This window comes from Mesorhizobium sp. M0761 (assembly GCF_040320205.1).
Classification (GTDB): Bacteria; Pseudomonadota; Alphaproteobacteria; order Rhizobiales; family Rhizobiaceae; genus Mesorhizobium.
Map to the genome: position 1 here is coordinate 1 of NZ_JAMYPF010000008.1, position 23,848 is coordinate 23,848.

General features: G+C 58.5%; 18 protein-coding genes, 4 pseudogenes and 1 other annotated feature. Of the genes and pseudogenes, 10 read left to right on the top strand and 12 right to left on the bottom strand.

The genetic code is table 11. The features are described 5' to 3' along the window. Both NKI32_RS15000 and NKI32_RS15005 read right to left on the bottom strand, forming a co-directional pair. Nucleotides 1–1,487, bottom strand: a 1,487-nt coding sequence (locus NKI32_RS15000) for a DUF4347 domain-containing protein (RefSeq protein WP_353002910.1), incomplete at its 3' end; no start/stop codon positions are given. A 91-nt stretch (nt 1,488–1,578) separates the two neighbouring features. After that, on the bottom strand, nt 1,579–1,893 hold the full coding sequence (locus NKI32_RS15005) for a hypothetical protein (RefSeq protein ID WP_155923361.1): 315 nt from the start codon (nt 1,891–1,893) through the stop codon (nt 1,579–1,581). Nucleotides 1,894–2,875: 982 nt separating this feature from the next. Here NKI32_RS15005 and NKI32_RS15010 point away from each other — a divergent pair. Together NKI32_RS15010 and NKI32_RS15015 are read left to right on the top strand one after the other, a co-directional pair. Beyond that, nucleotides 2,876–6,595, top strand: coding sequence for a glycosyltransferase (locus NKI32_RS15010; protein ID WP_353002911.1), 3,720 nt, complete (start codon nt 2,876–2,878; stop codon nt 6,593–6,595). A 10-nt stretch (nt 6,596–6,605) separates the two neighbouring features. Then, on the top strand, nt 6,606–7,733 hold the full coding sequence (locus tag NKI32_RS15015) for a tetratricopeptide repeat-containing glycosyltransferase (protein ID WP_023730056.1): 1,128 nt from the start codon (nt 6,606–6,608) through the stop codon (nt 7,731–7,733). A gap of 80 nt (nt 7,734–7,813) precedes the next feature. Here NKI32_RS15015 and NKI32_RS15020 read toward each other — a convergent pair whose 3' ends face one another. Next, entirely contained in the window at nt 7,814–8,542 is a 729-nt protein-coding gene (locus tag NKI32_RS15020; RefSeq protein ID WP_081726976.1) for a glycosyltransferase family 25 protein, read from the bottom strand. Between the two features lie 104 nt (nt 8,543–8,646). Continuing rightward, on the bottom strand, nt 8,647–9,834 hold the full coding sequence (locus tag NKI32_RS15025; protein ID WP_353002912.1) for an FkbM family methyltransferase: 1,188 nt from the start codon (nt 9,832–9,834) through the stop codon (nt 8,647–8,649). Between the two features lie 652 nt (nt 9,835–10,486). Between NKI32_RS15025 and NKI32_RS15030 the strand changes: the two genes are divergently transcribed. From NKI32_RS15030 to NKI32_RS15050, 5 genes and pseudogenes are all read left to right on the top strand, one after another. Beyond that, nucleotides 10,487–11,206, top strand: coding sequence for a methyltransferase domain-containing protein (locus NKI32_RS15030; RefSeq protein WP_353002913.1), 720 nt, complete (start codon nt 10,487–10,489; stop codon nt 11,204–11,206). A 128-nt stretch (nt 11,207–11,334) separates the two neighbouring features. Beyond that, nucleotides 11,335–12,243 carry a hypothetical protein gene (locus tag NKI32_RS15035; protein WP_353002914.1) on the top strand — a complete coding sequence of 303 codons (909 nt, stop codon included), beginning with the start codon at nt 11,335–11,337 and terminating at the stop codon, nt 12,241–12,243. A gap of 609 nt (nt 12,244–12,852) precedes the next feature. Then, a complete protein-coding gene (locus NKI32_RS15040) occupies nt 12,853–14,271 on the top strand; it encodes a coiled-coil domain-containing protein (RefSeq protein WP_353002915.1) in 1,419 nt (472 codons plus the stop codon). Nucleotides 14,272–15,305: 1,034 nt separating this feature from the next. Next, nucleotides 15,306–15,793 (top strand): annotated as a pseudogene (locus NKI32_RS15045) (FecCD family ABC transporter permease); the annotation flags it as partial. A 23-nt stretch (nt 15,794–15,816) separates the two neighbouring features. Then, nucleotides 15,817–16,061, top strand: a pseudogene (locus NKI32_RS15050) (ATP-binding cassette domain-containing protein); the annotation flags it as partial. A gap of 1,581 nt (nt 16,062–17,642) precedes the next feature. Here the strand turns inward: NKI32_RS15050 and NKI32_RS31565 are convergent. Together NKI32_RS31565 and NKI32_RS15060 are read right to left on the bottom strand one after the other, a co-directional pair. After that, entirely contained in the window at nt 17,643–17,897 is a 255-nt protein-coding gene (locus NKI32_RS31565) for an exopolysaccharide production repressor protein (protein ID WP_023699083.1), read from the bottom strand. A gap of 106 nt (nt 17,898–18,003) precedes the next feature. Beyond that, nucleotides 18,004–18,326: pseudogene (locus tag NKI32_RS15060) on the bottom strand (SulP family inorganic anion transporter); the annotation flags it as partial. A gap of 70 nt (nt 18,327–18,396) precedes the next feature. Beyond that, nucleotides 18,397–18,452 (bottom strand) — a sequence feature (sul1 is cis-regulatory element that is thought to sense ions involved in sulfur or methionine metabolism; They are found in Alphaproteobacteria). A gap of 159 nt (nt 18,453–18,611) precedes the next feature. Here NKI32_RS15060 and NKI32_RS15065 point away from each other — a divergent pair. Both NKI32_RS15065 and NKI32_RS15070 read left to right on the top strand, forming a co-directional pair. Next, entirely contained in the window at nt 18,612–18,833 is a 222-nt protein-coding gene (locus tag NKI32_RS15065; RefSeq protein ID WP_502896648.1) for a DUF302 domain-containing protein, read from the top strand. A 317-nt stretch (nt 18,834–19,150) separates the two neighbouring features. Next, nucleotides 19,151–19,312 (top strand): GNAT family N-acetyltransferase, encoded by a 162-nt coding sequence (locus NKI32_RS15070; protein ID WP_353002917.1) that lies wholly within the window; start codon nt 19,151–19,153, stop codon nt 19,310–19,312. Between the two features lie 11 nt (nt 19,313–19,323). Here NKI32_RS15070 and NKI32_RS15075 read toward each other — a convergent pair whose 3' ends face one another. Beyond that, entirely contained in the window at nt 19,324–19,542 is a 219-nt protein-coding gene (locus NKI32_RS15075; RefSeq protein WP_352764097.1) for a carboxymuconolactone decarboxylase family protein, read from the bottom strand. Here NKI32_RS15075 and NKI32_RS15080 point away from each other — a divergent pair. Next, on the top strand, nt 19,475–19,639 hold the full coding sequence (locus NKI32_RS15080; RefSeq protein WP_353002996.1) for a hypothetical protein: 165 nt from the start codon (nt 19,475–19,477) through the stop codon (nt 19,637–19,639). The genes NKI32_RS15075 and NKI32_RS15080 overlap by 68 nt on opposite strands. A gap of 503 nt (nt 19,640–20,142) precedes the next feature. Here NKI32_RS15080 and NKI32_RS15085 read toward each other — a convergent pair. The 5 genes and pseudogenes from NKI32_RS15085 to NKI32_RS15105 form a co-directional block, all read right to left on the bottom strand. Then, nucleotides 20,143–20,271 (bottom strand): annotated as a pseudogene (locus NKI32_RS15085) (DUF736 family protein); the annotation flags it as partial. Between the two features lie 453 nt (nt 20,272–20,724). After that, nucleotides 20,725–21,417, bottom strand: a complete 693-nt coding sequence (locus NKI32_RS15090) for an amino acid ABC transporter permease (RefSeq protein WP_352445343.1) — start codon at nt 21,415–21,417, stop codon at nt 20,725–20,727. A gap of 17 nt (nt 21,418–21,434) precedes the next feature. Further along, nucleotides 21,435–22,151, bottom strand: a complete 717-nt coding sequence (locus tag NKI32_RS15095; protein WP_353002918.1) for an amino acid ABC transporter permease — start codon at nt 22,149–22,151, stop codon at nt 21,435–21,437. 67 nt (nt 22,152–22,218) lie between these two features. After that, on the bottom strand, nt 22,219–23,046 hold the full coding sequence (locus NKI32_RS15100; protein WP_353002919.1) for a transporter substrate-binding domain-containing protein: 828 nt from the start codon (nt 23,044–23,046) through the stop codon (nt 22,219–22,221). Between the two features lie 23 nt (nt 23,047–23,069). Next, entirely contained in the window at nt 23,070–23,810 is a 741-nt protein-coding gene (locus tag NKI32_RS15105) for an amino acid ABC transporter ATP-binding protein (protein ID WP_023669868.1), read from the bottom strand. Nucleotides 23,811–23,848 lie beyond the last annotated feature (38 nt).

A 23,848-nucleotide genomic window follows, 5' to 3' on the forward strand; every position in this document is an offset into this window, starting at 1 on the left:
GTCGCGCCGGTATCACCGGTTGCTCCGGTCGAGCCTGTCGCACCAGTAGAGCCGGTGGCGCCGGTCGAACCTGTCGCTCCCGTATCGCCGGTCGCACCTGTGGCTCCGGTTGCACCAGTCGCGCCAGTAGCGCCCGTTGCTCCGGTCGCCCCGGTATCACCTGTTGCTCCGGTCGAGCCGGTGGCGCCGGTCGCTCCCGTATCGCCAGTTGCACCTGTAGCTCCGGTATCACCGGTTGCTCCGGTTGAGCCTGTCGCTCCCGTATCGCCGGTCGCACCTGTGGCTCCGGTTGAACCAGTAGAGCCAGTCGCTCCGGTATCGCCGGTCGAACCTGTGGCGCCCGTTGCACCGGTCGAACCAGAAGCACCCGTCGCGCCAGTCCCACCAGAAGCGCCCGTGGCGCCGGTCGCGCCAGTTGCACCGGTCCCACCCGAAGCACCTGTCGCGCCCGTCGCACCGGTCACACCTGAAGCACCCGTGGCGCCAGTGGCGCCCGTTGCACCGGTCCCGCCTGAAGCACCCGTGGCACCTGTCGCGCCAGTCGCACCCGCGCCTGTGGCGCCCGTCGCGCCGGTCGCACCCGTTGCACCCGCGCCGGTCGCGCCTGTGGCTCCGGTCGGACCGGTGGGGCCTGCCGGGCCTGTCGCGCCTTGGCTCGTAACAGCCAGGTTGCCGCCAACAAATGTATCACCGTTTTTGCCGTTGTTGGTAGAATCGGGGCTGAACGCGAACGCAGTTCCGCCAGCGCTGTGTATAAGCGTGCCATATATGTTAAAGCCGCTGTCATATATTGCATAGTCATGCAAAGTATCTGGGATCGAAATCGTTATAGCAAAATTTGGGGCAACAGTATTAGCGGAGGATGGAAGAACGAAGCTGCCGACAACGGTGTTGGTTGTTGTATCGATAATGTAAAATGTATTGATGCTTTTACTGCTTCCGGATGAGACAGTACCAGTGAGCGTCAAATTGCCCCCTGCCAGGACCCCAGTGTAGGCCGCCACGCCAACCGATGTCATCGGCGGCAAGCGCGAGCCGGCCGAGTTTTCGGGCATCTCCCATGAGCCGCCCAGCTTGGCTGCGCCAACCAGCGACCTGGATGCGCAAACGTCCGCGCCGATGGCTTCTTGCAGCGCCGTTACGAAGGTCTCGCCCGCAACCCCCGATGCCGTCTCGCAGCTCCACAGCCGCAGTTCACCGTCCGCGGCAAGCGCCCTGCCGATTGCGGCAAGATCCTCAGCATCTTCCTTCAGTGTGGCGGCCGACCACTCTCCGGCTGTGAAGCTAACCCGGCCAGGCGCGCCATGCGCCATAATATGGATCGCGTCGAGCCCTTCATGCCCTGCGAGCGCCGCAGCGATCTGCCGCGCCGCCGGCCAGCGGCCGTCGAGCACAATCGCTTGAACCTCGGGGCGCACGTTGCCGAGAACCGTCTGCAGGTCGGAGACTGAAGGATCGACAAAAAGAATTTCAGAGGCACGGGCCATGACTGGCTCCTGTTGGCTTCGAACTCAGTTCAAGCGGAAACCGCCCACCGGCCTGGCTGGCGAGCGCTCGGGATCAGCGGCTTGAGAGGCCTCATCTTCCGGACGGTCCGACGGCGCCGTCGGGATGTTCGACAGCGGGGCTCTCTACGCGGAGGAAGCTGCAGGCCTGGAAATTCCCGCCATCGTCAAACGTGCCAATCGCCAATGAACCGGCTGCGGCCGGAACCTTGACGGTGACAGCGACGGCGAGGCTTCGCTTGACGGCCTTGGGAAGAATGACTTGACCGACGACGGCGCTCTTGGCCGTGTCCAGGATAAAATATGGCACATTTTCGGTCGTGTCGCCGATGGGCAAGACGCCTCTCACGGCAACTTCCATGACCGCAAACCCCGTTATATAGCTCATGATTTCCTCCTCGGTCGGCAGCGGCTGCGCCGCCGTTTGTCTTGTTTCGTGCCTAGGTTTCTATCGCTGCCGAGCGCCCGCGCCAGCTGGGGCCTGTCGCAGCTTCTACGGGCGCCCGAGCCGCGTGCATTGAGCAGCCAGCAGCTCCGCACACCAACGGGCGCCGTGCAGGGCGACGAGCAATACTCATCAAGCGCCATGCAATCTTTGCTGGCGGCCAGGTGCAGATAATTGGGGGATTGATCGAAGCAGAAACCTGCGTTCGTTTCGCACTTGGTATCACACCGACCACAGCCAACTCCCAACACGCGTGTCAACTTGCGAGGGAAATCGACTACTTGCGAGGGAACATCAGGTTGGGAAAACGTTAGATGACGTCTTCCTTGCGCCAAACACTTTCTGCGCCCTCACGCACGAAGTGGCACTTGCTCCAGATACTCTCCTGGCTTCGCAGACAACGCGAACCGACAGGCCTACTGCCCGGTCCACGGAAACCCTCCCATACATAAGACATTAGTAAATTATAAAATTAGCAACTTGTAAATAACCTGTTTACAAATTGTTAATTGCCCAACCACGATTTACTACCTTGGGAAACATCGAGATGGCGCGCATACGGCCAAATGCATCGAAAAATCCGGGCCTTAAGACACACCACCTTCGTTATCGACGAACCCTTGATATCGCGGCGCGGGGGGTACGTAGCGATCGAGCCTACAGGGCAATTCGCAAAGCCTCGGCCAAGGTGACCGCGAGACCCTTGCCGCCGCGGAAGGTGCTGGCTAACAATGGATCACGCTGAGGTAGCATCCAGATGGCCGAGGCAGGGGAAAATGTGCATGGGACATGAAGGCCGGATAAGTCCGCACTGGAACGGATCCCTGTCCACGATGGCACCATGGCACAAATGTAACCGCTTCAGCCCGCAGTCATGGGGGCCGAAAGTCAGCATATGACAAGCGGTAAGCGCCTCTGCCTTAACATGATCGTCAAGAACGAGATGGCGAACCTTCAACGCTGTCTCGGGGCGGTTGTCGACCACATCGACTGCTGGGTCATCGGCGACACCGGCTCGAACGACGGAACCCAGGATTTCATCAAGGCGTTCTTTGCCGTCCACAACCTGCCTGGCGAGCTGCATGAGTTCCCGTTCCACAATTTCGAGCAGGCCCGCAACGCCGCGCTCGATCACGCCTATGCCTCGCCGCTCGCCTATGACTATCTGCTGTTCGACGATGCCGACATGGAGCTGATGGTTGAGTATACGGGGTTCCGCGAGGGGCTCGACGGCCCGGGCTACCGGCTGTTGCAGCGGTCGGATTCCGGCCTGGCCTATTGGAACACGCGCCTTGTCAAACGCGACGCCGGTGCCCGCTACCATGGCGTGACCCACGAATATCTCGACGTGCCCGGTGGCGTGCAGGAACTGAGGGGTGCCTGGTACAAGGACCACGCCAGCGGCTCGAACCGGGTGGACAAGTTCGAGCGTGATGCCAGGCTTTTGCTGGACGCCCTTGAGAACGATCCGGAAAATCAGCGCTACTGGTTCTACCTGGCGCAGTCCTACCGCGACGCTGGGCGGACGGCGGAGGCGGCGGTGGCCTACGCTAAGCGTGCCGCGATGGGCGGCTGGGACGAGGAGGCGTGGAATGCCCGCCTGCAGGAGGCGCGCTGCCTGCGCAAACTCGGCGACGAGGCTGGCTTTGTTCAACAGGCGCTTGCCGCCTTCAATCAACGGCCGCAACGCGCCGAGCCACTTTATGACCTGGCACGGTTTTACCGCGAGAAGGGGATGAACGACGCCAGCGTGTTGTTCTCCGAAGCAGGGCTGGCGATCAAGCGGCCGGAGCAGGACATCCTGTTCCTCGAGGATTTCGTCTACACGACAGGCCTGCGCGAAGAGTATGCGATCGCGGCGAATTATGCGCGCGACCCGGTGCGCAAGGATCGCGGTTTCGCGACGTGCAACTGGTTAGCGCTGGACCGTCGTATCGGCGATGGACCCAGGGATCTCGCGTGGTCCAACCTGTTCTTCTATGTGCAGCCAGCCAAGACAACGATGCCGTCGTTCAGCGCTCATCCGATCGTTTTCGCTGCGCCCGAGGGCTACAGGCCGTCAAGCCCCTCGGTGGCGCGCCTGGGCAAGGAGATTGTGCTTGCTCAGGCAGCGGTGAACTACACCACAAGCGAAGACGGCGTCCATCTCCGGACGAAAGGCGGCGAGGCGATCCTCGCTCGGAATTTCCTTCTGCGGTTGACCAATGGGCTCGCCGTCCGATCGACAACCGAGATGCTGCCGCCGACAAACATGCGCGAGGCCGGCGTCGAGGACCTGCGTCTGTTCGCCTGGAAAGGTAAGCTGTGGGGCTCGGCCTCCGTCCGCGATCTGGCGGACAGCGAGGGCAAGCAGGTCATCATGCGCGTCGACGACAGCGAAACCGGCCACCACCGGATGACCGACCTGCGCGTGCTGCCCGCGACGGGGCCGAGTGCGCACGACAGGAAATGGATGACGCAGGTCACATCAGGCGAAGCCGGCGAGGAGCGGCTGCAGTTGGTCTGTTTCGGCGATCCAATTCAGGTGGCGGATGAGCGAGCTGAAACGATCAGCGAGACCTCTCCTGGAATTGCGGCCCAACGATTCGGCGGCGTAAGCCAACAGGTCGCTTTCGCCGGCGGTTGGCTAATGTTGATTCACGAGGTGCAATGGAGACCCTCCGAGAACAGGCGATACTGCCTGCATCGGTTTGTTTGGTTCGACGCAATGAACCTGCTGCAAAAGGTGAGCCGTCCCTTTTACTTCAACGAGAAGGGCGCCGAGTTCGCTGCCGGCTTGGCTTGGCATCCCGATGAGAAGCGCTTGTTGATTTCCTACAACGTTGCCGACAGCGAGTGCTGGATCGCGACCGTCGATGATGCGGATGTGGGAGGGATGCTAGAGGATGTGGATCGCCTGTCATCGGTGGCTGATCCAGGGACGAAGCAGACACTGTCGACGCCGGCCTTGCGCGCCCCTCCAACGAAAGCCGCGATCAAGCCTGGCCGCGCCGACGGTGGGGCCATGGGTGATGCAAACCGGGCGGCGTTGGAAGGTAAGGACTTCGGCACCGGCAGCATGAAATCGACAGAAGAGATCTTTCATGAGCTCGCGCCGTTTCTGCGCGACGCCGATTCTCCGCTGGAACGACGGCAACGATCGCGCCAGTTCGACGCGCGGATTTATCCCTTCCTTGGCAGCGACGACACCGCACTTCCGCAGATCAACTGCTTCTATGAAGTGATGTCCGACAAAGCTGAGCATCGTACCTTGATTGGCGCCACAACGTCGATGCGAGCGGCTGGCCATCCGGTGCGGGTGTGGAGCTATGCGCCAGAGAAGCTCGAATTCCTCGTCCCGCACGGGATCGAGGTCCGCAATGCCGACGACGTCATGCCGCGGGCCCTGTTCGAGCGCATCGTCGCCGGCTCCGAGATCAGATATTTCAGCGATATTTTCCGCTACGCCCTGCTCTACGAACATGGCGGCCTGTGGATGGATTCCGACGTGATCCTGCTGCGGCCGTTCCCCTTTCGCGGCGATCACTTTTTCAATCTGCAATGGCGGGGAGCACACAAGGGCCACTTCATCTGCGGCAACGTCATATACGCCAAGCCCTACAGCCGCCACCTCAGGGCGCTATACGAATTGTCGCTCGAGCGTTTCCAAGAAGCGCGCGGCAAGGAGTTCGGTGACATCGGCCCGAAGCTGCTCTCCGACTACATCGCGACCGTAGCCGGCGCCGAGCTGCGCGACCGGGTATTCAGCCCGATGTTCTTCAACGCGATCGATTGGACCGAGATCGACAGGTTCGATAGGCCGATTTCGGAATTGACCGACTATCTGAACGATGCCCGCGTGTTCGGTATCCACCTGTGGACGGCCCGCAACGACGCCCGGCCGGGCGGCGAGGGGGCCCCGTTGATCTCGCAGCTGATCAACCCACTCGATACTTTCCCGGCATTCACAAGTCTCGCCGACCGCTTCAATACCGACAAGAACCGGCATACGGGCAACCGTCATGCCTATGCCAGGGTCTACGATCGCCTGCTGTCGGGCAGAAGGCTGGCCATGCGGCGGCTCATGGAAATCGGGCTTTGCCGCAGGCTGGCGGACAACCAGAGCGAGACACCTTCGGTCGCGCTATGGCAGAGCTACTTTCCGTTTTGCCAGGTGGTCGGCGTCGACCTGACGGACTTTTCCCGCCTGAACAATGAACGTTTCAAGTCGTTCGTCGGCGACCAATCCAAGCTGGATGATCTGCGCGGAGTCGCGGCGAGACTCGAGCCGCGCTCGTTCGACGCGATCATCGACGACGGCAGCCACGCCTCGTTCGACGAGCAGCTCACCCTGCGCGAGTTCTTCCCGCTGCTCGCGGAGGGCGGCTGGTATTTCATCGAAGACCTCGACTGGCAGCCGCCGGGCGAGGATCTTGGCAAGATCACGCTGACGAAGAACTTGCTGCGGGAAATCCAGCAGTACGGCAGCGCGCGGTCGGTCGATCCGCTGGATGTGAGCGCGCTTGCCGGTCAGTTCGCCGAGATCCTGTTCTTCGACAGCCACTACGAGTTGAATCGGGCGAAACTGCTGGGAGGCCTGGTGGCTATCCGCAAGGGCGCGTCGGGCATGTCCGCCAGGCGAAATCTTGCACCAGCGCGTGAGTGAGCAGAGCGCCGTGAAAGTCGCTGTCTATACCATCGCCTTGAACGAAGCCGCAAACGCGGAGCGCTGGGCCAATTCGGCCGTCGACGCCGACTATCGCATTGTCGCCGACACGGGCAGCACCGACGATACGGTGGAACGGCTGACCGCTGCCGGCGTTACCGTGCACAGGATAGCGGTCCGCCCATGGCGTTTCGACGATGCCCGCAACGCCGCCATGGCACTGATCCCGCACGACGTCGATGTGTGCTGCACAATGGACATGGACCGGTTCCTTGAACCTGGCTGGCGGGCAAAGCTCGAGGCTGTCTGGACTCGCGAGACGACAGCCCTTTATTGTCAGACAGTGTACAGAGCGAGCGTCGACGACCCGACCCCACTTCGCAACTGGCCAGCGAAAAACTTTCATCATCGCTGGGGATATCGTTTCAAAAGGCCTGTTCACGAAGCCCTGGTTTTCACGGGAGAGAGGGAGGTCACGGCCAGCAGCAGCGACATTGTCATGTTCGAGGTGCAGGACCTTACCAAGCCAACAAGGAGCAGTTACCTGCCGCTGATGGAAGTGGCGCACAAGGAAGACCCCGCCGACGCACAAATCTGCTTCTGGCTCGGGCGAGACCTGATGTGGGCCAACCAGAAGGATCGGGCTGTCGAGTTGCTTGAGCGCTATCTTGCCTTGCCGACAAGCACGTGGGGCGAAGAACGAGCCGAGGCCATGCGTTATATCGCGCGTATGCGCCCAGAACAGAGCTTGTCCTGGCTGGACAAGGCGCGGATGGAAGCGCCGCACCGCCGCGAGATCTGGGCCGACCTGGCCGAAGAGCTCCACGGCAAAGCGGACTGGTTGAATCTGTTTTGGGCTTGCACCAACGGTATCGAGAGGACGCACCGCACCGGAAGCTATCTGGACGATCAGAACTGCTGGGGATTTCGGCTGTTTGACCTCGGCGCCATCGCGTCATGGCATCTCAATGCGATGGACCGTGCGGTAGAATGGGGGCAAAGGGCACTTGAACTCGACTCAGTTAACCAGAGACTCAAGAACAATCTAGAGTTTTTCGTTCGGCTGCGGGAGGAGGAGCGGACCGGAGATATCGAGACACGAGCACCCACAGATGCCGCAGCCACACAACGCGGCTGAGCCGCAAATGCAGATCTACTGCGAAGGGCTAATCTGGTTCATGCGACTCTGCGTGGGCGCCTGCTTCGCAGGATGTCACTTCATGTGTTGATCCGAACCGATTCTTCGGGTCGTTCATCGCTGATCGCCAGAGGTGGAAGGCACACATACGCTTTCAGCGACGGCATTACCCCATTCATGATGCAGTCAATTCCAGCATTGTTCAGCCTCAGGCCGAATCCCGCGAAATCGATGATCATCGGCCGTATTGGAAGGCACCAGTCGAGCAGCGCGCGTGCCCCGTTTGGAGAAACTGAATAACATACAAGACCCAAAAGATGGTGTGCTCGCAGAAGAACGGGTTCCGTTTCGGCCTCTTGAAAATCCTGGACATGTGTCATCACCTCTCCAGAAAAGAACTCAAGCCTCGCGCCAGTTCCGCCTGGGAGGGCATCCAGCCAAGCGTAACACCGCAGGCTTGCGCTCCAAAGGATGAAGTCCCAGTCACGAATGTTAGCCAACAGTGAATGCATGTGCGGTTCGAAATGACGAGAAAAGATGGCATCGTCTTCGGCCACGGTTATTGCCTCACTCCGTCGAACAGCTTCTTTCCAGAGCGCGACGTGAGAAACGGCGCAGCCCAAACTTCCAGCCGCGTAATCTAGATCCGGCGAGATGATTTTGTCCTGTACAAGCCGATCTCGGTCCACAAGTCGACCATCAGTTCCAGGAAATCTCCGAATACTTCTAAGATGATCGTTCGTCTTACGAAATCTCTCGAGACGATCAACGCTGCGATCAAGGTTGATTACGTGAACGTGATCTATCATTCGTCTCACCGTATCCTCGCCAAGCAGTGATTTTCGTTTTCACATGTAACGGACTGAGCGCGACCAATTCAAAAATCGTTGACTGGACGACGCAGGCATCTCCGTCAAAAGTATGGATCAATCTCCAAGACCTCGGTAATTGTGGCAAACTTTCGCGTTGCCGACTCGGAAAAAGCGATAGCCCTGTCGCGCCGTTTCGTAAAAAGAGCGTCAAACTCAACGGCGTCGCCGTCGAAATGCGGAATTTGCTTGATGTGCCGTAGGGAAAATCCGAAAAATCCAAGCATATCGATGATATCACCGAGTAGTTTCTGACCTTTGTATATAGGGATTACGTGCGTCTCCAGTTCGATGGCCAGGCAATTTTCCAAAAGGTGCCCAAAGCCCAGCAGAACTTCGTATTCAAGACCTTGAACATCTATCTTCATCACGTCCGGTGACGGAGCGGCGTGCCTTCGGAACAAATCGTCATATCGAACGCATTCGACGTCTTGCGTGCCGACCACGACAAAAATTGGCGCTACCGAATACTGCTGCAGCACGTCGAAGTTTGGCTCCCTCAAGGAGGAGCAGCTTGTATCCGCTGTAATGTGGAGCTTCTGAACGCCTGTGGTGTGGGCCAGCGCCTTTTCTATTACCTGAGCGCCGGGGATTCGGCCAAGGGTTTGCCTTAGCACTGCAGCCTCCGACGGTATGGGTTCGAAAACCACCGGCGTAATCTGATCTGCTCTCAGCATCCACTTGAGTTGCAGGCCCCCTTGGCCACCGACATCGACAAGCGTAATGCGCTCCTCTGCTGGCGTACGGGACAATTCAGGATACGCGTCAAACGTCTCAACCAGAACGCTGACGAGGACGAACTGTTCGCGTCCAGTGCCAGCATAGAAGGGGTGGCGGTTTTTGGAGCAGCCGATGGACAGGGTTGAGTGGCAGCTCAGGAATGTCGCCTCTACCTCAAGTAGCCCCTCGGAACTCTTTTCAACCGCTATGCTCCTGCAAATGCCATCATTGACTATGGACCCGTCCGCAGAAATTTCCGCTACATCGATAGAGCCATAGTGATGGATGTAGAAATTGGCGGTAGCGTCAGGGCGAAATTTCAGCAAACATTTCAGTCTGATAGTTCTAAATAGAAAAGCTGAATTATGGAGGCGCAACAGGTGCCAGTTGTGCCGCTCCGTATCCGAGACGACAAGGGATCCGTCTTCAAGGCGAACTGATATTTCATTCGCCACCTGCCAACTTGAAAAAGCATCCCCTGTGTATGTTCGCGAAAAAATGGCCTCGCCCACTCCTCATCCCCCATTTCCCGAGCCTTCGCCTTTGTGGACTGACATGGTATTTTAAAACGTGGCGGTCGGATATTGGGAATCGAAGCGCGGCGGCGGGATATCGTTACACTGTTTGGGGGCGACAGCTTGATTTCCGCTGCGCTGACCGGATCGGACCCGCCAGCAATAACTATGCCGCCATGACGCAGCCGACCAGTGTACCCCCGAAGTTGCTTTGCGCTCCAATCGACTATCAGCCGCACCTTGCTGATCCTCGAAAGCGAATTTTGCCAACATAGACAAGAAAGGGCTCGGTCGGCGACCCGGTCTAGAACTCCCCCTTAACTTGTTGCCCTCATATCGGATGCCATTTCAACGGAGCGCACGCCATGTTGATGGCACAATCGACATCGTCATGCGGCTTTGAGGCCGAAACACGAAAGTCGATAGGGTCAATCAAAAGTGGATAACAACTGGGTACCGAGACCTTGGGGTTATCGAATCGTAGAGATCTGGTTCTTCTTTGCTCAAAATTGGACACAGTCGTGCTAATGTACGGGCTGCGCGCCGATCGGTCGCACAGGATGTCAAGTCGTCCTCCGGCATCGGCAGTTGATTCTACGCACACATCGATAAGTGACCAAATACAAAGGCCGTGGCGGGGGCAAGTTCGATGGGTGTCGATATATACGTTATGGATTTTCTCCTGAAATTCCGCGGGCGGTCTCTTGGCGAAACCTTGTGGTTAGGACGTCAAGGTTACCACATTCACGACAGCACCTTGGGAAATTCCGTCCTTCGTTCATATGACAGACGAGTATCGATCGAAAATATCAAGGGAGAAACGGGGTATTGCGAGGAATTATTCAAGTATCTGGGAAGCAAGGCGATAAGGTCACTCGATTATTCTGATTTCGAAGGAGCCGAGATCACTCACGACTTGAACGATCCGATTCCTGATGAACTTGCAAATCAATTCGATTGTATTTTCGACGGCGGGACGATTGAGCATGTGTTTGATACGCGAATGGCATTTTCGAACGTAAAGAGGATGCTAAGAGTCGGCGGCATATTCTTGATGGTGGACGGCGCAAATAACTTTCTTGGACATGGCCTTTACCAGTTTAGTCCTGACTTGTTATGGCGAACATTTTCTCGCGAAAACGGATTCGAGATAGAGCTGATGCAATTGGTCGACGACGTGGGGAAGCCCAGTCCACGAGACGTTCCCGACCCGGCTGTTCTCGGACAGCGCTCAAACATGATAATGAGCACTGCTAGAACATACGTCCTCATGGCAGCCAGGAAGACATTCGAGATTTCTGACGGCGAGCAGAAAGTTTACCAAAGTGATTACCTTGCGGCGTGGCAAAGGTCAGGAAAGGATGATTGAGCGCGCAGCCAGCAAAGGCGTTCGCAAACCGCGGTCAAAAGCTTGTTTGAAACGCACCCATGCGTCCAGACCCTTTGCCTTACGGATCAGGTATTCTAAGTTCGAGCGGTCGGACATCAGGAACCCAATTGCGGCGACGAGATTTCGTTACACTGTTTGCGGGCGCAGCGATCCGCAACTTGATCCCAGCGGCATTGACGCAGCCGGGAAGAGCAGGCACAAGCTACGCGGTGTCCGTGCCGCCCCTTGCCGTTCCCTCCACCCTACTAACCGCCCCGATCGAACTCGCCGGCGACTGGGGTCACATGCTTCCGCGCTCCGCAGATCAGGTCGTCGAGCGCACGCGGCACGCCTGCCTGGATGGCGTCCGCCTGCTCTCCGATGGCCAGCCTACGCGACTTCGTGTCGACGAGCACACTTCGGGGCAGCCGGCGATCTGGCTGCACCCCGACGGTAGCAGCATGGCGTGGATCATTGTCGACATTGGCGAATGGGATTGGTCAAAGCTCGCCTACCAATTCGGCCATGAGCTCGGCCACGTCATGGCCAACAGCTGGCAGGCGGACGCCAAGCCGGCGCCGCCCTGCCAGTGGCTGGAGGAAGCGTTGGTCGAGGCCTTCTCGCTGCGCGGTCTTGGTCGCTTGGCGAAGGACTGGACAGAGAGTCCGCCATTTGCCGGCGACAACGCGTTCGGCGATGCCATAGCGGCGTATCGCGACAACATCGTCCGCGGCTACGCCGCGCTCGCCGACAGCCAGGGGCTGAGCCGCGACCCGGCCGCCTGGTTCGCCGATCATCGCAGCGAAATCGAAATACCCGGTCTCAATCCGTTTGCCCAAGCAATCTCCCAGACCATCCTCACTGAGTACGAGGCGGCGCCCGACTGTGTCGAGGCGCTGGGCGCACTGAACCGATGGCCCGGCCGCACAGGTGTACCGATCGCCGAGTATCTGAATCGATGGGAGGCGAGTTGCGCCGAACTGCAAGCCTCGCCCCGACTGCCGGTCCGGCTGCGCGAACTCCTGCACATCGCTTGATCGGTATGGGGTGAGGAACAAACCAACTCTGATCTTCGGAACTGCACCGAAGGAGGCAATTGCGAAGCGTTGACGCGCACGAGACAGCATCCTTCTGCGAAGCCTTGCACGGGCCGCGGCTGAATCCACTCCGCTAGAGCCAGCGGGGGAGGAGGAGAGGGCGCCGCTCGCCGCCTGTAGTATGCTGCGGTTGGGCAAAGGGATCGCCCGGCCAGGTCCGATCTCTATTATAGATCGGGCGCACGGCGAACTCGACCTCGCAGAGTATATGCAGGCTGTTCTCCGATCGACCATGTGGAAGGGGATGATACGACCGGGAACGTGGACGATCAGCTGCGGAATGTCTGGTATGCGCCTTATGATCGGCGCCTTCGCGCCAATGTCGGCCGTTGAGGCTTCCTTGGTCGTCTCCCGAAAGAAGACGTTCGACTTAGCGGCATGATCACCGGATTGATCCGAAGCAGGCACTCCCCCCTTTGCGAGCGTACTGCTTTAGAATGATCTAATATAGTCGATTGCATGGCAGTCGTCGTTCCCGGAGCGGTATATGGTGTGTAATCGTTGGTTGCCAAACCATTGATTCAAAGTGGTGCGCCGGGAGAGCTTGTCATGAAACTATCGAACCTGATCAAACGTTACGACAATGTGGAAAGAGCCGCCGAGGAACTCGAGACAGAGCTAGTCGAGGCTTTGAACATCTCCCTGAGCCTTGACGAGGTGTCACCATCAGACGACGGCAGTGCCTCGAAAGACAGCCTCGCAAAAGGGACCGATGCCCTGCAACCCGAGGGCACTCCCAATGAAACCCCTCGCCAGCTAACTTCGCATACGCAGAGCCGGCTGGCTGCTTTGAGCTCATTTGCAATGCTCATTCAGGATGCGGAAGGCCATTTGGAGGATGTCAAAGCCAAGCTAATGGAGGTTGCAACTTCGCACCACTACACACGCGATTTTTTTCAGATCCTTCAAGCGGACTTCTATCGTGCCAACGAACTGGAAGTGGCAAATGCCAACCTGACGAGAGAACACATGGTCCTGTCCGAACAACTGCACGATGCGATGAGGAAGCAACGTGAGCACGACAGCGCGTTCGGAGCCATACAGCAGCGCGAAGTAAGCTTGGTCCAGGACAGGGACGCTCTTCGTAGTGCGCTCGCCGCCGTAAGGCTGGAACTTGTAGAAGCGGCCACTACCATCGCAATAAGGGAGGCGGACTTCGGCGAGGCGGCCAAAGCTCTTTCGGCCAGAACAGCCGAGGCCGATAGACGGGCGCGCGAAAACGATACCTTGCGAGAAAAGCATGTCAGACTCTCGATCGACCTCGACAAGGCGCAAAAGCGGGAAGCTGAGGCGAGGCGGAGGCTTGATGAGCTGTCGACGATTCACGCCAACGATGCGGTGCGGCATTCCGAACTGCTGGCTGCGCTCGGCAAGAGCGAGAAGGACGAAACGCGGTTGCAGAAGTCGCTTGAGATCGCGCAGGCGAAACTGTCGGAAATGGCAGAGGCCGCACGCATCATGGAAGATGACACGGGAGCCGAACGTGCACGCAGTCTCGCAGAGATGCGAGGTTTGCGATCTGAAATTCAAAGTCTTCAATCGCGACTGGATGCGGCAACGAACGAGGCAAGCGTAGCATCCAGTGAAATCGCCAGGCTGACGGCTCAATGGAGCGATACCATGGCCGAAAAGCAGGTTGCGGATGAAAGGTATTCTGATCTCTTGAAAGAGAGCGAAGCCCACATGACGAACCTTTCGAAGCTGACTGCGGACCTCTCGCACATCTCGGCGCAATACGCCTCCGAGCAGATGCAGCACGAAGTCCAGAGGCAGGAATGCGAAGATTTGCGGGCAGAAATTGTTGCGCTTGGTACGCGGGTCAAGGAGTTGCTGCCCTATGAGCGTTTGCACAAAGTAACGAGTGCAAGGGAGCGTGAGGGCGTTGTTGGTGTTGGCAGCATGGCAGTGGAACCAACCCGCTCCACAACCAGACGACGTTCCCGCCCGAGCTTGCGTGCAGCGTCGTAGGGAGCGACGGCGGTATTGATGCTGGTGGTCACAAAGTGATCCTTTTGGGCGCACAATCCAGCGCCCGGCGTTCCGTTCACACTTGGCTCTAGTAGAACCGAAGACAGCAAAGCAGGCGTGCGAACTTTGTCTGGCCCGCTCGTTTTTCCAACCTCAAGGAAGCAGCGACGCAACCGCCGCCGCATCACAGTTCCGCAGCGCAGCAAGCGCGGGTAGTTGAAGTCGATCTTGCCTTCGAGAGTTTGGCAGCGACACATCTGCTTCACCACCAGCAGAGATCACGAAGGTCATAGAGGAGGCCCTTCGAGCGCAGGGCTGATGGGTTGACAATTGATCCGGTGTGATCGTGCTGCGGTGCTACTACAACCATGAACGCCCGACGGGCGCATCACCCATTCAACGCTTCGACTTCGTCAGGTCGCAACTTTGAGTGTAAGATCGTAAGCCCGCGCCTGGGCATGGTCGAGAAGGACGTCGAGGTCCTGCTCAATGGGACATTCTTGCCGATGTTTCATCTTTGACGAAACCCCGGCCGGCGTGGACGTCGGAACCAAACGTGAGGTCTACGGCCTTTTTTGCCGAGCCGTTGAGTGGCGCAGCGATCCTTTGATCTCGTCCTACCTGACGGAGGTCTATGAGTCAGCGATCGCCGTGTTGTCACCTGTCGCGGACGCGCTGCCTGAACTTTCGAAAACCCCGGTTCAATCAGCCAGGACGACGTCCTGGCTGCCGCCATTGACAACTAGAGGAGAACTCCATTTCTGACACGGGCCCCCGCAATCAGGTGCGGACTGCAGCGTGTCCGTTTTGGTCGCCTTACAGTCGGCTTCGCCTATCAAGTTTCGTGGATGGCCGGGGCGCGCGCGTGTGCCTGGCGTGGTCGCGGACCGTTATCCCGATGGCGACGCCCAGACCTACGGCAAGGCCCACGACAATCTTGGCGACCATATCGAGGGCGAAGGCGCGGACAGGGCGCCGCGCGTATTGCGGCTCGCTGCGAGCGGTTGGGGGAGAGATCGTCAAAGATTGTTTTCCGGCAGTTGCGCGACCTGACCTTCTGGCAACTGGGCTCGCTCGGCGGCGCGACCTGGCCGAAGATCGCTTCCGTCGGACTGATCATCGTTTTGGCGGTGGCGGCGATGCCGTTCCTGGCCAAAGGCCTCAACGCGCTGGCGCTCGGCGAGGCGACGGCCGGCCATCTTGGTATCCAGGTACCACGGCTGAAATACACCGCGATCGTTAGCGTCTCGCAGCGGTCGGCGCCTCTGTCGCAGTCAGCGGAGGCATCGGTTTTGTCGGCATCCTCGTGCCGCATCTGCTGCGGCGGCTGATCGGCCCGGACATTCGCTATCTCTTGCCGGCATCGGGGCTGCTTGGCGCCTGCATGCTGCTGATCGCCGATGCCGTTGCCCGATTGGTCGTGGCGCAGGCCGAACTGCCGATCGGCATCGTCACCGCGATCGCCGGCGCGCCGTTCTTCCTCTGGATTCTGCTGCGCAAGCGCGGCGTAGTCGACTTGTGAGATTTGAAACCTATGAGGCCGGCATGATCGAAGCACGCGATGTCTCGGTAGCGATCGGCGGCAAGCGCATTGTTACCAATGTCGATTTCGTCGCGAGGCCGGGCCAAATTGCCGCCATCGTCGGACCGAACGGCTCGGGTAAGACGACCTTTTTGAAGGCGTTGTCGGGCGATCTGGCGTTTGCGGGGACAGTGGCCGTCAAGGGCGCGATCTCACGGCGATGAAGCCGGTGGAGGCCGCGACCGTGCGTGCCGTGCTGGCGCAGGCATGGTCCGATCCTGATCGAACCGTATTCGATGTGAACGGGCGCTGAGTGCCGAAGCCGCCTGCGCAGTCCGGTTGGGGTCCGACCGCGCCGTCCTATTCTGGGACAGCGCGGTCAACGTTTCGCTAAAATGGTATGAGGTAATTAAGTGCGTGCTAATTGAATCGCCGTTCGCGATTCGGTGCATGCATGCTTGTCCCAGCAGTTGGTTTCGCTGCGCTGGGTTGGTGGTGCTGTGAAAACTGATCCATTTCAGCGCTAACAAAGTGACACCGCTCTCTGATCCGATCATTGATCCAGGTCAGGCTCGCCGGGCTCGAGGTGGTCCGGGTATCGCCCGGCGAGCTGTCTACCAAGCACGGAACGCTCTGGCCGCGGGGACGGCCCGGCTTTCTTTGGGGGTAGAGAGCAGCCGGGCCTAACCGGCTGGGGACTGGGGACATGGCCGGCTGCCAAGTTATATATGCTGATGCTAATATGAACGCACCACACCTTTATGGACTAAGCGAAGGTGGAGCATGCTCGACGAGTCGGTGGCGACCTGTTGTGAGCGTGTTTGAAGCGCCTCACTGCTCAACGGTGTTTCACCACAAAAGCCAAGACCAAGGCGCTGGCCTGGGCGAAAAAGATCGGCGACAGGTGAGGGTCGACGAGATCACCCCGAAGCGCTAATCGCCATTCTGGGCGGAAAAGTTTGGGGCCGGCGCCCTCCTTTTGAACCTGAACAAACCAGAAGGGCGCCGAGCCTTTTTACCAGACAGCGCTTTGAGGGAAGCGGCGCCGAGTAGCAGGAGTGTATCTCTCTCGTTAGAGTTGTTGGAACACAGCCTTTTGGACGATGGCCCGCAGCGAACACTTGAGAAGATGGCCGGCGCCTGGTCCGCCGCAGTTGAAGTCATGACCTATTCGGTCGATCGGCGTTATGGCGTCATCACCTAGGAGGCCCCGCGCGCAAGCTGGCTGCTGCCGGGATCGCTTGACATCTTGGGGTGGAGAGTGGTCAGCGGGAACGCGCGCCCGCAGAACCCTCCGAGTGAATTCGAGAACACCGACTACACGCTGAGTTCGGAGCCCCTGGACTAACATCGACGCTGGCCTAATCCACCTGTTGGATGAACTCGTGGGTGCTGAGTGTCTGAATGGTGTTGTACGTCGGTGAGTTGACAGCGCCGCCATTGACTAAGCGATGCTCTTTCGTTCTCGGCCTATCTGTCGGCCACTCATGGCGTCGAAGCCGACCATATTCTGGTATTCAACCACGGTATTCCAGTCCGCTGGTGCCACAGCATCTGTAGCGTCCAAGTTCCTGCGTCATTTCTCGTCCTATTCGGCCAGTCGCCGCGATCCCCAGGGCAGCATCGCCGATCATGTGCAAACGCAAGCCTCGGCCCGGCTACCCAATAACAGTGGGGAGATCGTTGCTTGCAAAGACAGCATCATCGGGCGTGTGAGGCACCTGCGCCGCGAGGAAGGCTTGCGTCATTCCTCTGCAAGATTTCAGGGAGGCGCTTGCCGCCCAAGGGTGGCGCGGTTTAAGACGATCCCCGGCGATTTGTCGATGCTGCGTGGCCGGCTTGTCGGGCATCATCGGCCGCCTTTAGATGAGACACCGCCGTCTCGACGGGTAGGCTCGGCGGTGTTCGGTTTTTCTTCGGTTCTCTTCGTCCAAAGCGTGTGGAAAAGCGCGAATGAAAACAGGAAATATCCAACCTGGAATATGATCAAAATCAGCAAGGTCCATGCAAGCGACTTCCAGAACGAACCCGTTGCTAGGTAAATCCATAACGCCACCACGGTCGACGTGGCAAACATCCCGACCAGGAATCGCGGAAAAAACATTTATGTTCAATGCCGCCCCATAATTGGACCGACCGGTCTCTCGTCTACTCCCAGAAGCATTTAAGATTTCACTAAATTAGTTATTGCGCAAGCGCCATGCTGAGTTAATGAGTCCTGCGCCAATCTGGATGACGCCGGCCAGCACGGTTGCAGCCAGCAGATACTGCAGGACGTGGTCGCGGACCACCGTGACACAGGACCACCGCTGTGGCCGCCGTGGCCGCTGAAATCATGCCCGGCCGGCCGCCGGTTATTACGGAAATCACGCAATCGAAAACGAAGCATAGAGCCCGATTTTTGGTCAACGCCGGCAATGATCGAGAACGCGATCGCCTCGGGGATAAGCGCCGGCGCGACAACGAGGCCTGCGAGCAGGTCACCTCGGATGTTGCCGAACCACTGGTCGCGATAGCCATGCAAAGAAAACATTGGATTCCGGTCAAATTACTAACCGCACGGACCAAACGGGGCCTGTCCTGCAAAAAGCGTCATGCGGTTGAGTTGTCCGGCGGATTGGCGGCCGGAAGAGCCACCCGGAGTTTCACCGGGTCCAATCGAGATGACGCACTTAACACATATCCCGCACCGCGGAGCCGGTTCGATGCGCAACGCGCCGTCAGGTTTGGCAAAAGTCGACTACGCTGAGCCGCTAGACGGACATGAGTTCCAGCACGTGATCACTGCGAGCTCGTCATTTGAGACCGTCTCGAGGCCATTCGCGCCGTGCTACGCGAGGCGGATATCTGGATCATTCATGAAGTCGATCCTCAGATGCTGCTTAAACCTGGCGGCTATATCATCGCGCGCACGAGGCAGATCCTCTTCTTTCAGCCGCGCTACATGGTTCACATGCTGGGCGCTGATCCGGCCGCGCTTTTGGAGGCGCTTCTGAAGGTCGTGGTCATGAAGGATGCGAATGGGATTACGGTGAGATGACCCTTCTCGGGCCGCTGTTCGACCGCTATCGTCACCATGAATTGTCGGCGCTCGGGTGAGAGCTCGATTGATCTACGCCGCAATCGCCGCCAAGTTGACCTGAGGACCGCGCGCGGGCTGCTTCGCAACGGCACGGGCGGTCAAGTCGGCGGCAGCGGGCCGCAATTCGGTTCAAACGAAGTTGGGTTGCGCAGGGGAGAGATGCAGGAATAATTTGTTGCCATGTCGGACCTCACGATCCTCCCCGTCTCCATTTCCTCTGACCTCGGCGCTCTCGCTCTCGAAGTCAGGCGCAAGGTGTTCATGGTGGAGGGAACGTGCCGGAGGCACTGGAACGGGACCGCTACGACGTAGACGCCATTCACCTCGTCGCAATGCAAGACGGCGATGTGGTCGGCACGCTGAGCTGCGCCATGCAGCTCGGCCAAAAATATGAGGATCGCCAGTGCGTTGACGAAGCCGGTCATGACCGAGCGTGAGACGAAGCGCATCACGTAGCCAAGCTTGATGAGCCGTCAGCATGGACGACGATGCAGCCGTCGCATCGAGCAGTGACTGCTACGGCGAGCGCAATCAGCTCCCGCGTCTTGACCGAAAGCTTCTGCGTTATCTCACCGGCAGTGCTGAGAATCTTGTAGCCTTTGAGCGTATCCGGCGTGCGTCTGCCCCAATTCGCGGATGCGGCCAAGCAGCTGTTTGTGATGGCCATTCCGATCGATCATCACGACCGAGCTCCTTCGTTGGTGGAAGCGATGATCCACAAAAGCGAAGTTGCCACGCAAAGGAAATTGCCGATCCGCGTTTAGGCCCTATGCATTTTCGTCTGGGGTGGACCGTCGGGCTCGAGAGCGCAGGATTTCTTGCGATGCCAGCGGCGAGGAGTCGCGCTGCCGCCTGCACGCGCGGCGTGTTGCGAACCTCGGCGTGAATGCCCATCCAGATCTCGCGCGCCGGGACGGGCAGGGGAGTGTTCACCCAAACGAGGACAGTCGTGTTGTCTCCGATGTAGCGCGGCAGGCAGGCTAGGCCGGCGCCGGCTACCGCCGCATGTGCGTGTGCTTCGCGACTATCCGTCTAGCACGGTGCTAACTGCGTAAGCGATCTCTTCGAGCCAGGCGAGATGGGCTATCGCATCCAGCTCGCCACTCGTTGCAATGATGGCATGACCTGCAAAGCCTGCCCCGAAGTCTGGCTCGCGATGCCGGCTGAGATAGGCTGAGGCGGCGTAAAGACCAAAGGCCAAGCCACCGAGTCGCCGCTGGACAACCTCGCCTTGGCCCTGGCCTTCCGGTTGGGCTTTACGCGGGCCTTAGTCGCCGCGCCGCCCGTTGGGGCGGGACCAGATCAGGGAGAAGGTGTCACCTTCCTCGCCGTCGCAGAGGTTGGCGTAGATGGGCGTTGAAGTTCGGATCGTCGAGCTTGGGCCCAGATAGTCGCGTCTCCCCCGGGAGACATCGCCTCCGGTGGACAGCTTATCGGAACCGAATCTCGCGCGTTGTCACTTCGCGGGTCGGGTCAAAGCGGGTATCCTGCTATAATAAGACGTGGAACGACTTAGCATAACCGGCGCGGGGACCGATAGTCCCAGGTTCTTCAATATTGATTCGTGGCTCGCCGCACCGAGTACGCTTTCGAGATCTCCATGCCACTTGCTGGAGACGGGGCTTCCTGCCCTGGTCGGCACAAGCGCAACGTTGCGTCCGCGCAATTGGTGCATACTCGGCATGATGCCGGTCAGCAGCGACAAACGATGCTATCAACCAAACGCATGAAACTCACCGGTACATACACCGGCTACTTGGGTTTCTCCTCAAGCTTTTCATCCCCGAAAGAATTGCCTCCAAGCTGCGGCTCGATATCCGAAGCTTGACGATCCTATCCCAGATCCGCCTCACGTCCGCACCCTCAGCGCCTGCTCCAGCCTGTCGGCAATCTGTGTGACAATATAGGCAATCACCATATAGATCACGACGGCAATCACGAAGGCTTCAAGGTAGTAGTAGTTCAGAGCCGCGGTCAACTGGGACTGGGCGAAGATATCGACAACCTCTATGGCGAATCCGAGAGAAAGGGCCTTCATGATGACCATCATGGAAGTTGTCAGGTCAGGAATTGCCGTGAGGGCCACCTGGGGAAATAGGATACGTCGGAACAGTTGGCCGCTCGTATAGCCCAGCGAATGGGCTGCGTCCGACTGACCGGTGTCGAATGCATTCAGGGCTCCTTTGATAATCTCCGATTGGAACGCGGCGACACAGCCGGTAATCGCAACTACAAGGATGACCCAATTTGGAGTTTCGTGGGCGTTGAAGTTGATCCCGAGCAATGAGAACAGGAACTGAAATGCGGGCGGCAAACCGAAATAGGCGAGGAAGATCACGATGACCATGGGAACGCCCTTGAAGACGATCTTGTAAGTCATGATGAGCTCTCGCAGCACCGGCACCCGTCTGTATTCGATAAGCGCGAATATGCTGCCGACTATCGTCGACAGGACGAAAATCATGAGCGCCATTCCAATCGTCACGGGTACGGCACTCAGAATTTCCTGCGTGTCCTGGAGCAAAATATCGGTATCAAACATGGTTGAATACCCTTACGTCAGACGCTCGCGAGGAGCTCGTTCTTGATCGGAGTTGTTGTCGTCGCCTCAGGCGCTTGCATCGGTGATCGAAGCTCGAAGAAGCGCACGATGAGCCATGCGACCAGGCACATCAGCGAATAGATGACCGCCAGGACGAGGTAGGTTTCGAACTGGAACTGGTTGTAGTCGCGCTCCATGATCAAATGCGCAGTCGCCATGACGTCGGCGGCGCCGATGTACATGACCAGCGCAACGTTATGGATCAGATAGATGACGGAGTTCCCGTAGCCCGGTAGTGCGAAGTGCACCGCTTGCGGGCCGACGACGCGAGTAATTTTCTGCCGGAACGTATATCCAAGGCTATCGGCCGCATCGTGCTGGCCGCGATCGACGGCAAGATATGCAGGCCGCATGACTTCCGACAGATATCCTCCATGGTAGAGGCTCAACCCCACCATGGCAGCCATCGTCGGCGAAATAAAATCTTTGGCGCCGAACAGGATCACCAACAGCGGAAGCCCATAAAACGCGACGAACAGCTGCAGGACGACAGGAACGCTCCGGGCATAGGACACGTAGAGGTCCACCAGGTGACTGATCAGTGGCACCCTGCGAACCCGGAGTGTTGTCGCGATGAGAGCCAGACAGAACCCGGAAACGAGGGCCGTAAACGTGATGGCGAGCGTCAGCGGCAGTGCCGAGAGCAACTCGGGAATCATAGCAGATACATCCACTTTGAAACGCTCCTTCTTGCAATTCAGCCTTGCCGCTGACTAGCGAATATGGCCCTCGACGGCCGTGCTATTTCATGTACTGGACGATGCCCTCGCCGAACCACTTCTGCGAGAGCTTCTCGATCGTGCCGTCGTCTTTCAATTCCTTGAGAACCTTGTTCACATCGTCAGCCAGAACCTTGTTCTCGTCTGATCTGTGGATAAGCATGTAGGTGTTGTTGCTGAACACTGGTTCGGACGCCACGATATCGAGTTTCTTTTGCTCGATGACGGTCTGCTCACCGAGATTGGACGGCAAGACGAGAGCGTCGAACTTGCCGTTCTGAACTTCGTCCAGCCGGTTCGGGTAGGGAATGCCTGCACTCGATGCCGTGACATCTAGCTTGTATTGCGGGTTTTCTTTCTGCCAGTTCATGATGAACTTGTAGGTTCCACCGCCGGCCGTGGTCGGAACGATCCTCTTGCCGACCAGGTCTTTCATTTCCTTGATGCCGCTGTCTTTCTTGCTGTAGATCTTCATCAGGCTGGCGCCCATAGGATTTTCCGGAATGAAGAACTGCTTGGAGCGCTCGGGCGACTTGTAGTAGCCACCCACCGCGATGTCGTACTTGCCCGTAGCGAGACCGGTTTCCTGGGCAATGTCGGAGACGCCTTCCATTTCGAACTTGTATTGCGGCAGCTTTGCGTTGATCGCCTTCAGAAGGTCGGGCTCATAGCCTTGCGGCTCGACGCCGATCGCGCCCCATGCCAGCGGCTTGGATTCGGCAGACGTAGCGATCTTGATCGTGCGAACGGTCTGGCCATAGCTGACCCCCGCCGTTGCAAGGGCAATCGCGATGCCGCCGGCAATAGCCAAGGCAGCGCGGCGAGAGAAATTGGATGTGATTGCAGACATGTCTTGGTTCCCTTCTTGTTGGATTATTGAAAAGCGAGTTCTGACTGCAGAAATTGAGCAAGTCGTGGGCTGGACGGTGCGTCGAAGATATCAGCCGGGCTGCCATCGGCGGCGACCACGCCACGGTCCATGAAGACGATCCGGTTGGAGATGTTCCTTGCAAATTGCATCTCGTGGGTCACAAGCAGCGAAGTGATCCCTGACGAGGTGACGTCCTTGATCACCTTCAGGACTTCACCGACGAGTTCTGGATCCAGCGATGACGTAGGCTCGTCGAAGAGTATCACGTCGGGACGAACCGCCAGGGCGCGCGCAATGCCGGTGCGCTGGAGCTGGCCGCCCGACAGTTGGGAGGGATAGCTGTCTCGCTTCGGGGTGAGGCCGACCCGCTCGAGCTCCCGCAAGGCGATCTCCCGCGCCTCGTCCGCGGACTTGCGCTGCACGACGACCAGTGGATCCATCACGTTCTGCAGGACCGTCATGTTCTTGAAGACGTTGAATTGTTGAAAGACCATCGCCGTTCGCAACCGGATCGCCTGGACAGCGACCTTGTCGGCACGCTGGTAATCCATCCGGATCTGATCGAACGCGATGGTTCCTGACGACGGCTTGGCCAGGTAGTTGATGCATTTCAGCAACGTGGTCTTGCCGGTGCCGCTGGGGCCGATGATCGAAACCACGTCACCCCGCTTTACCGAGAGATTGACGCCGTTCAGAACCTGCGTGCTTCCGTAAGACAGCTTTACATCTTTGAGTTCAAGCATTGCTGGTTGGCCTTCGGAAAGTGTGAGACGGACTGCTT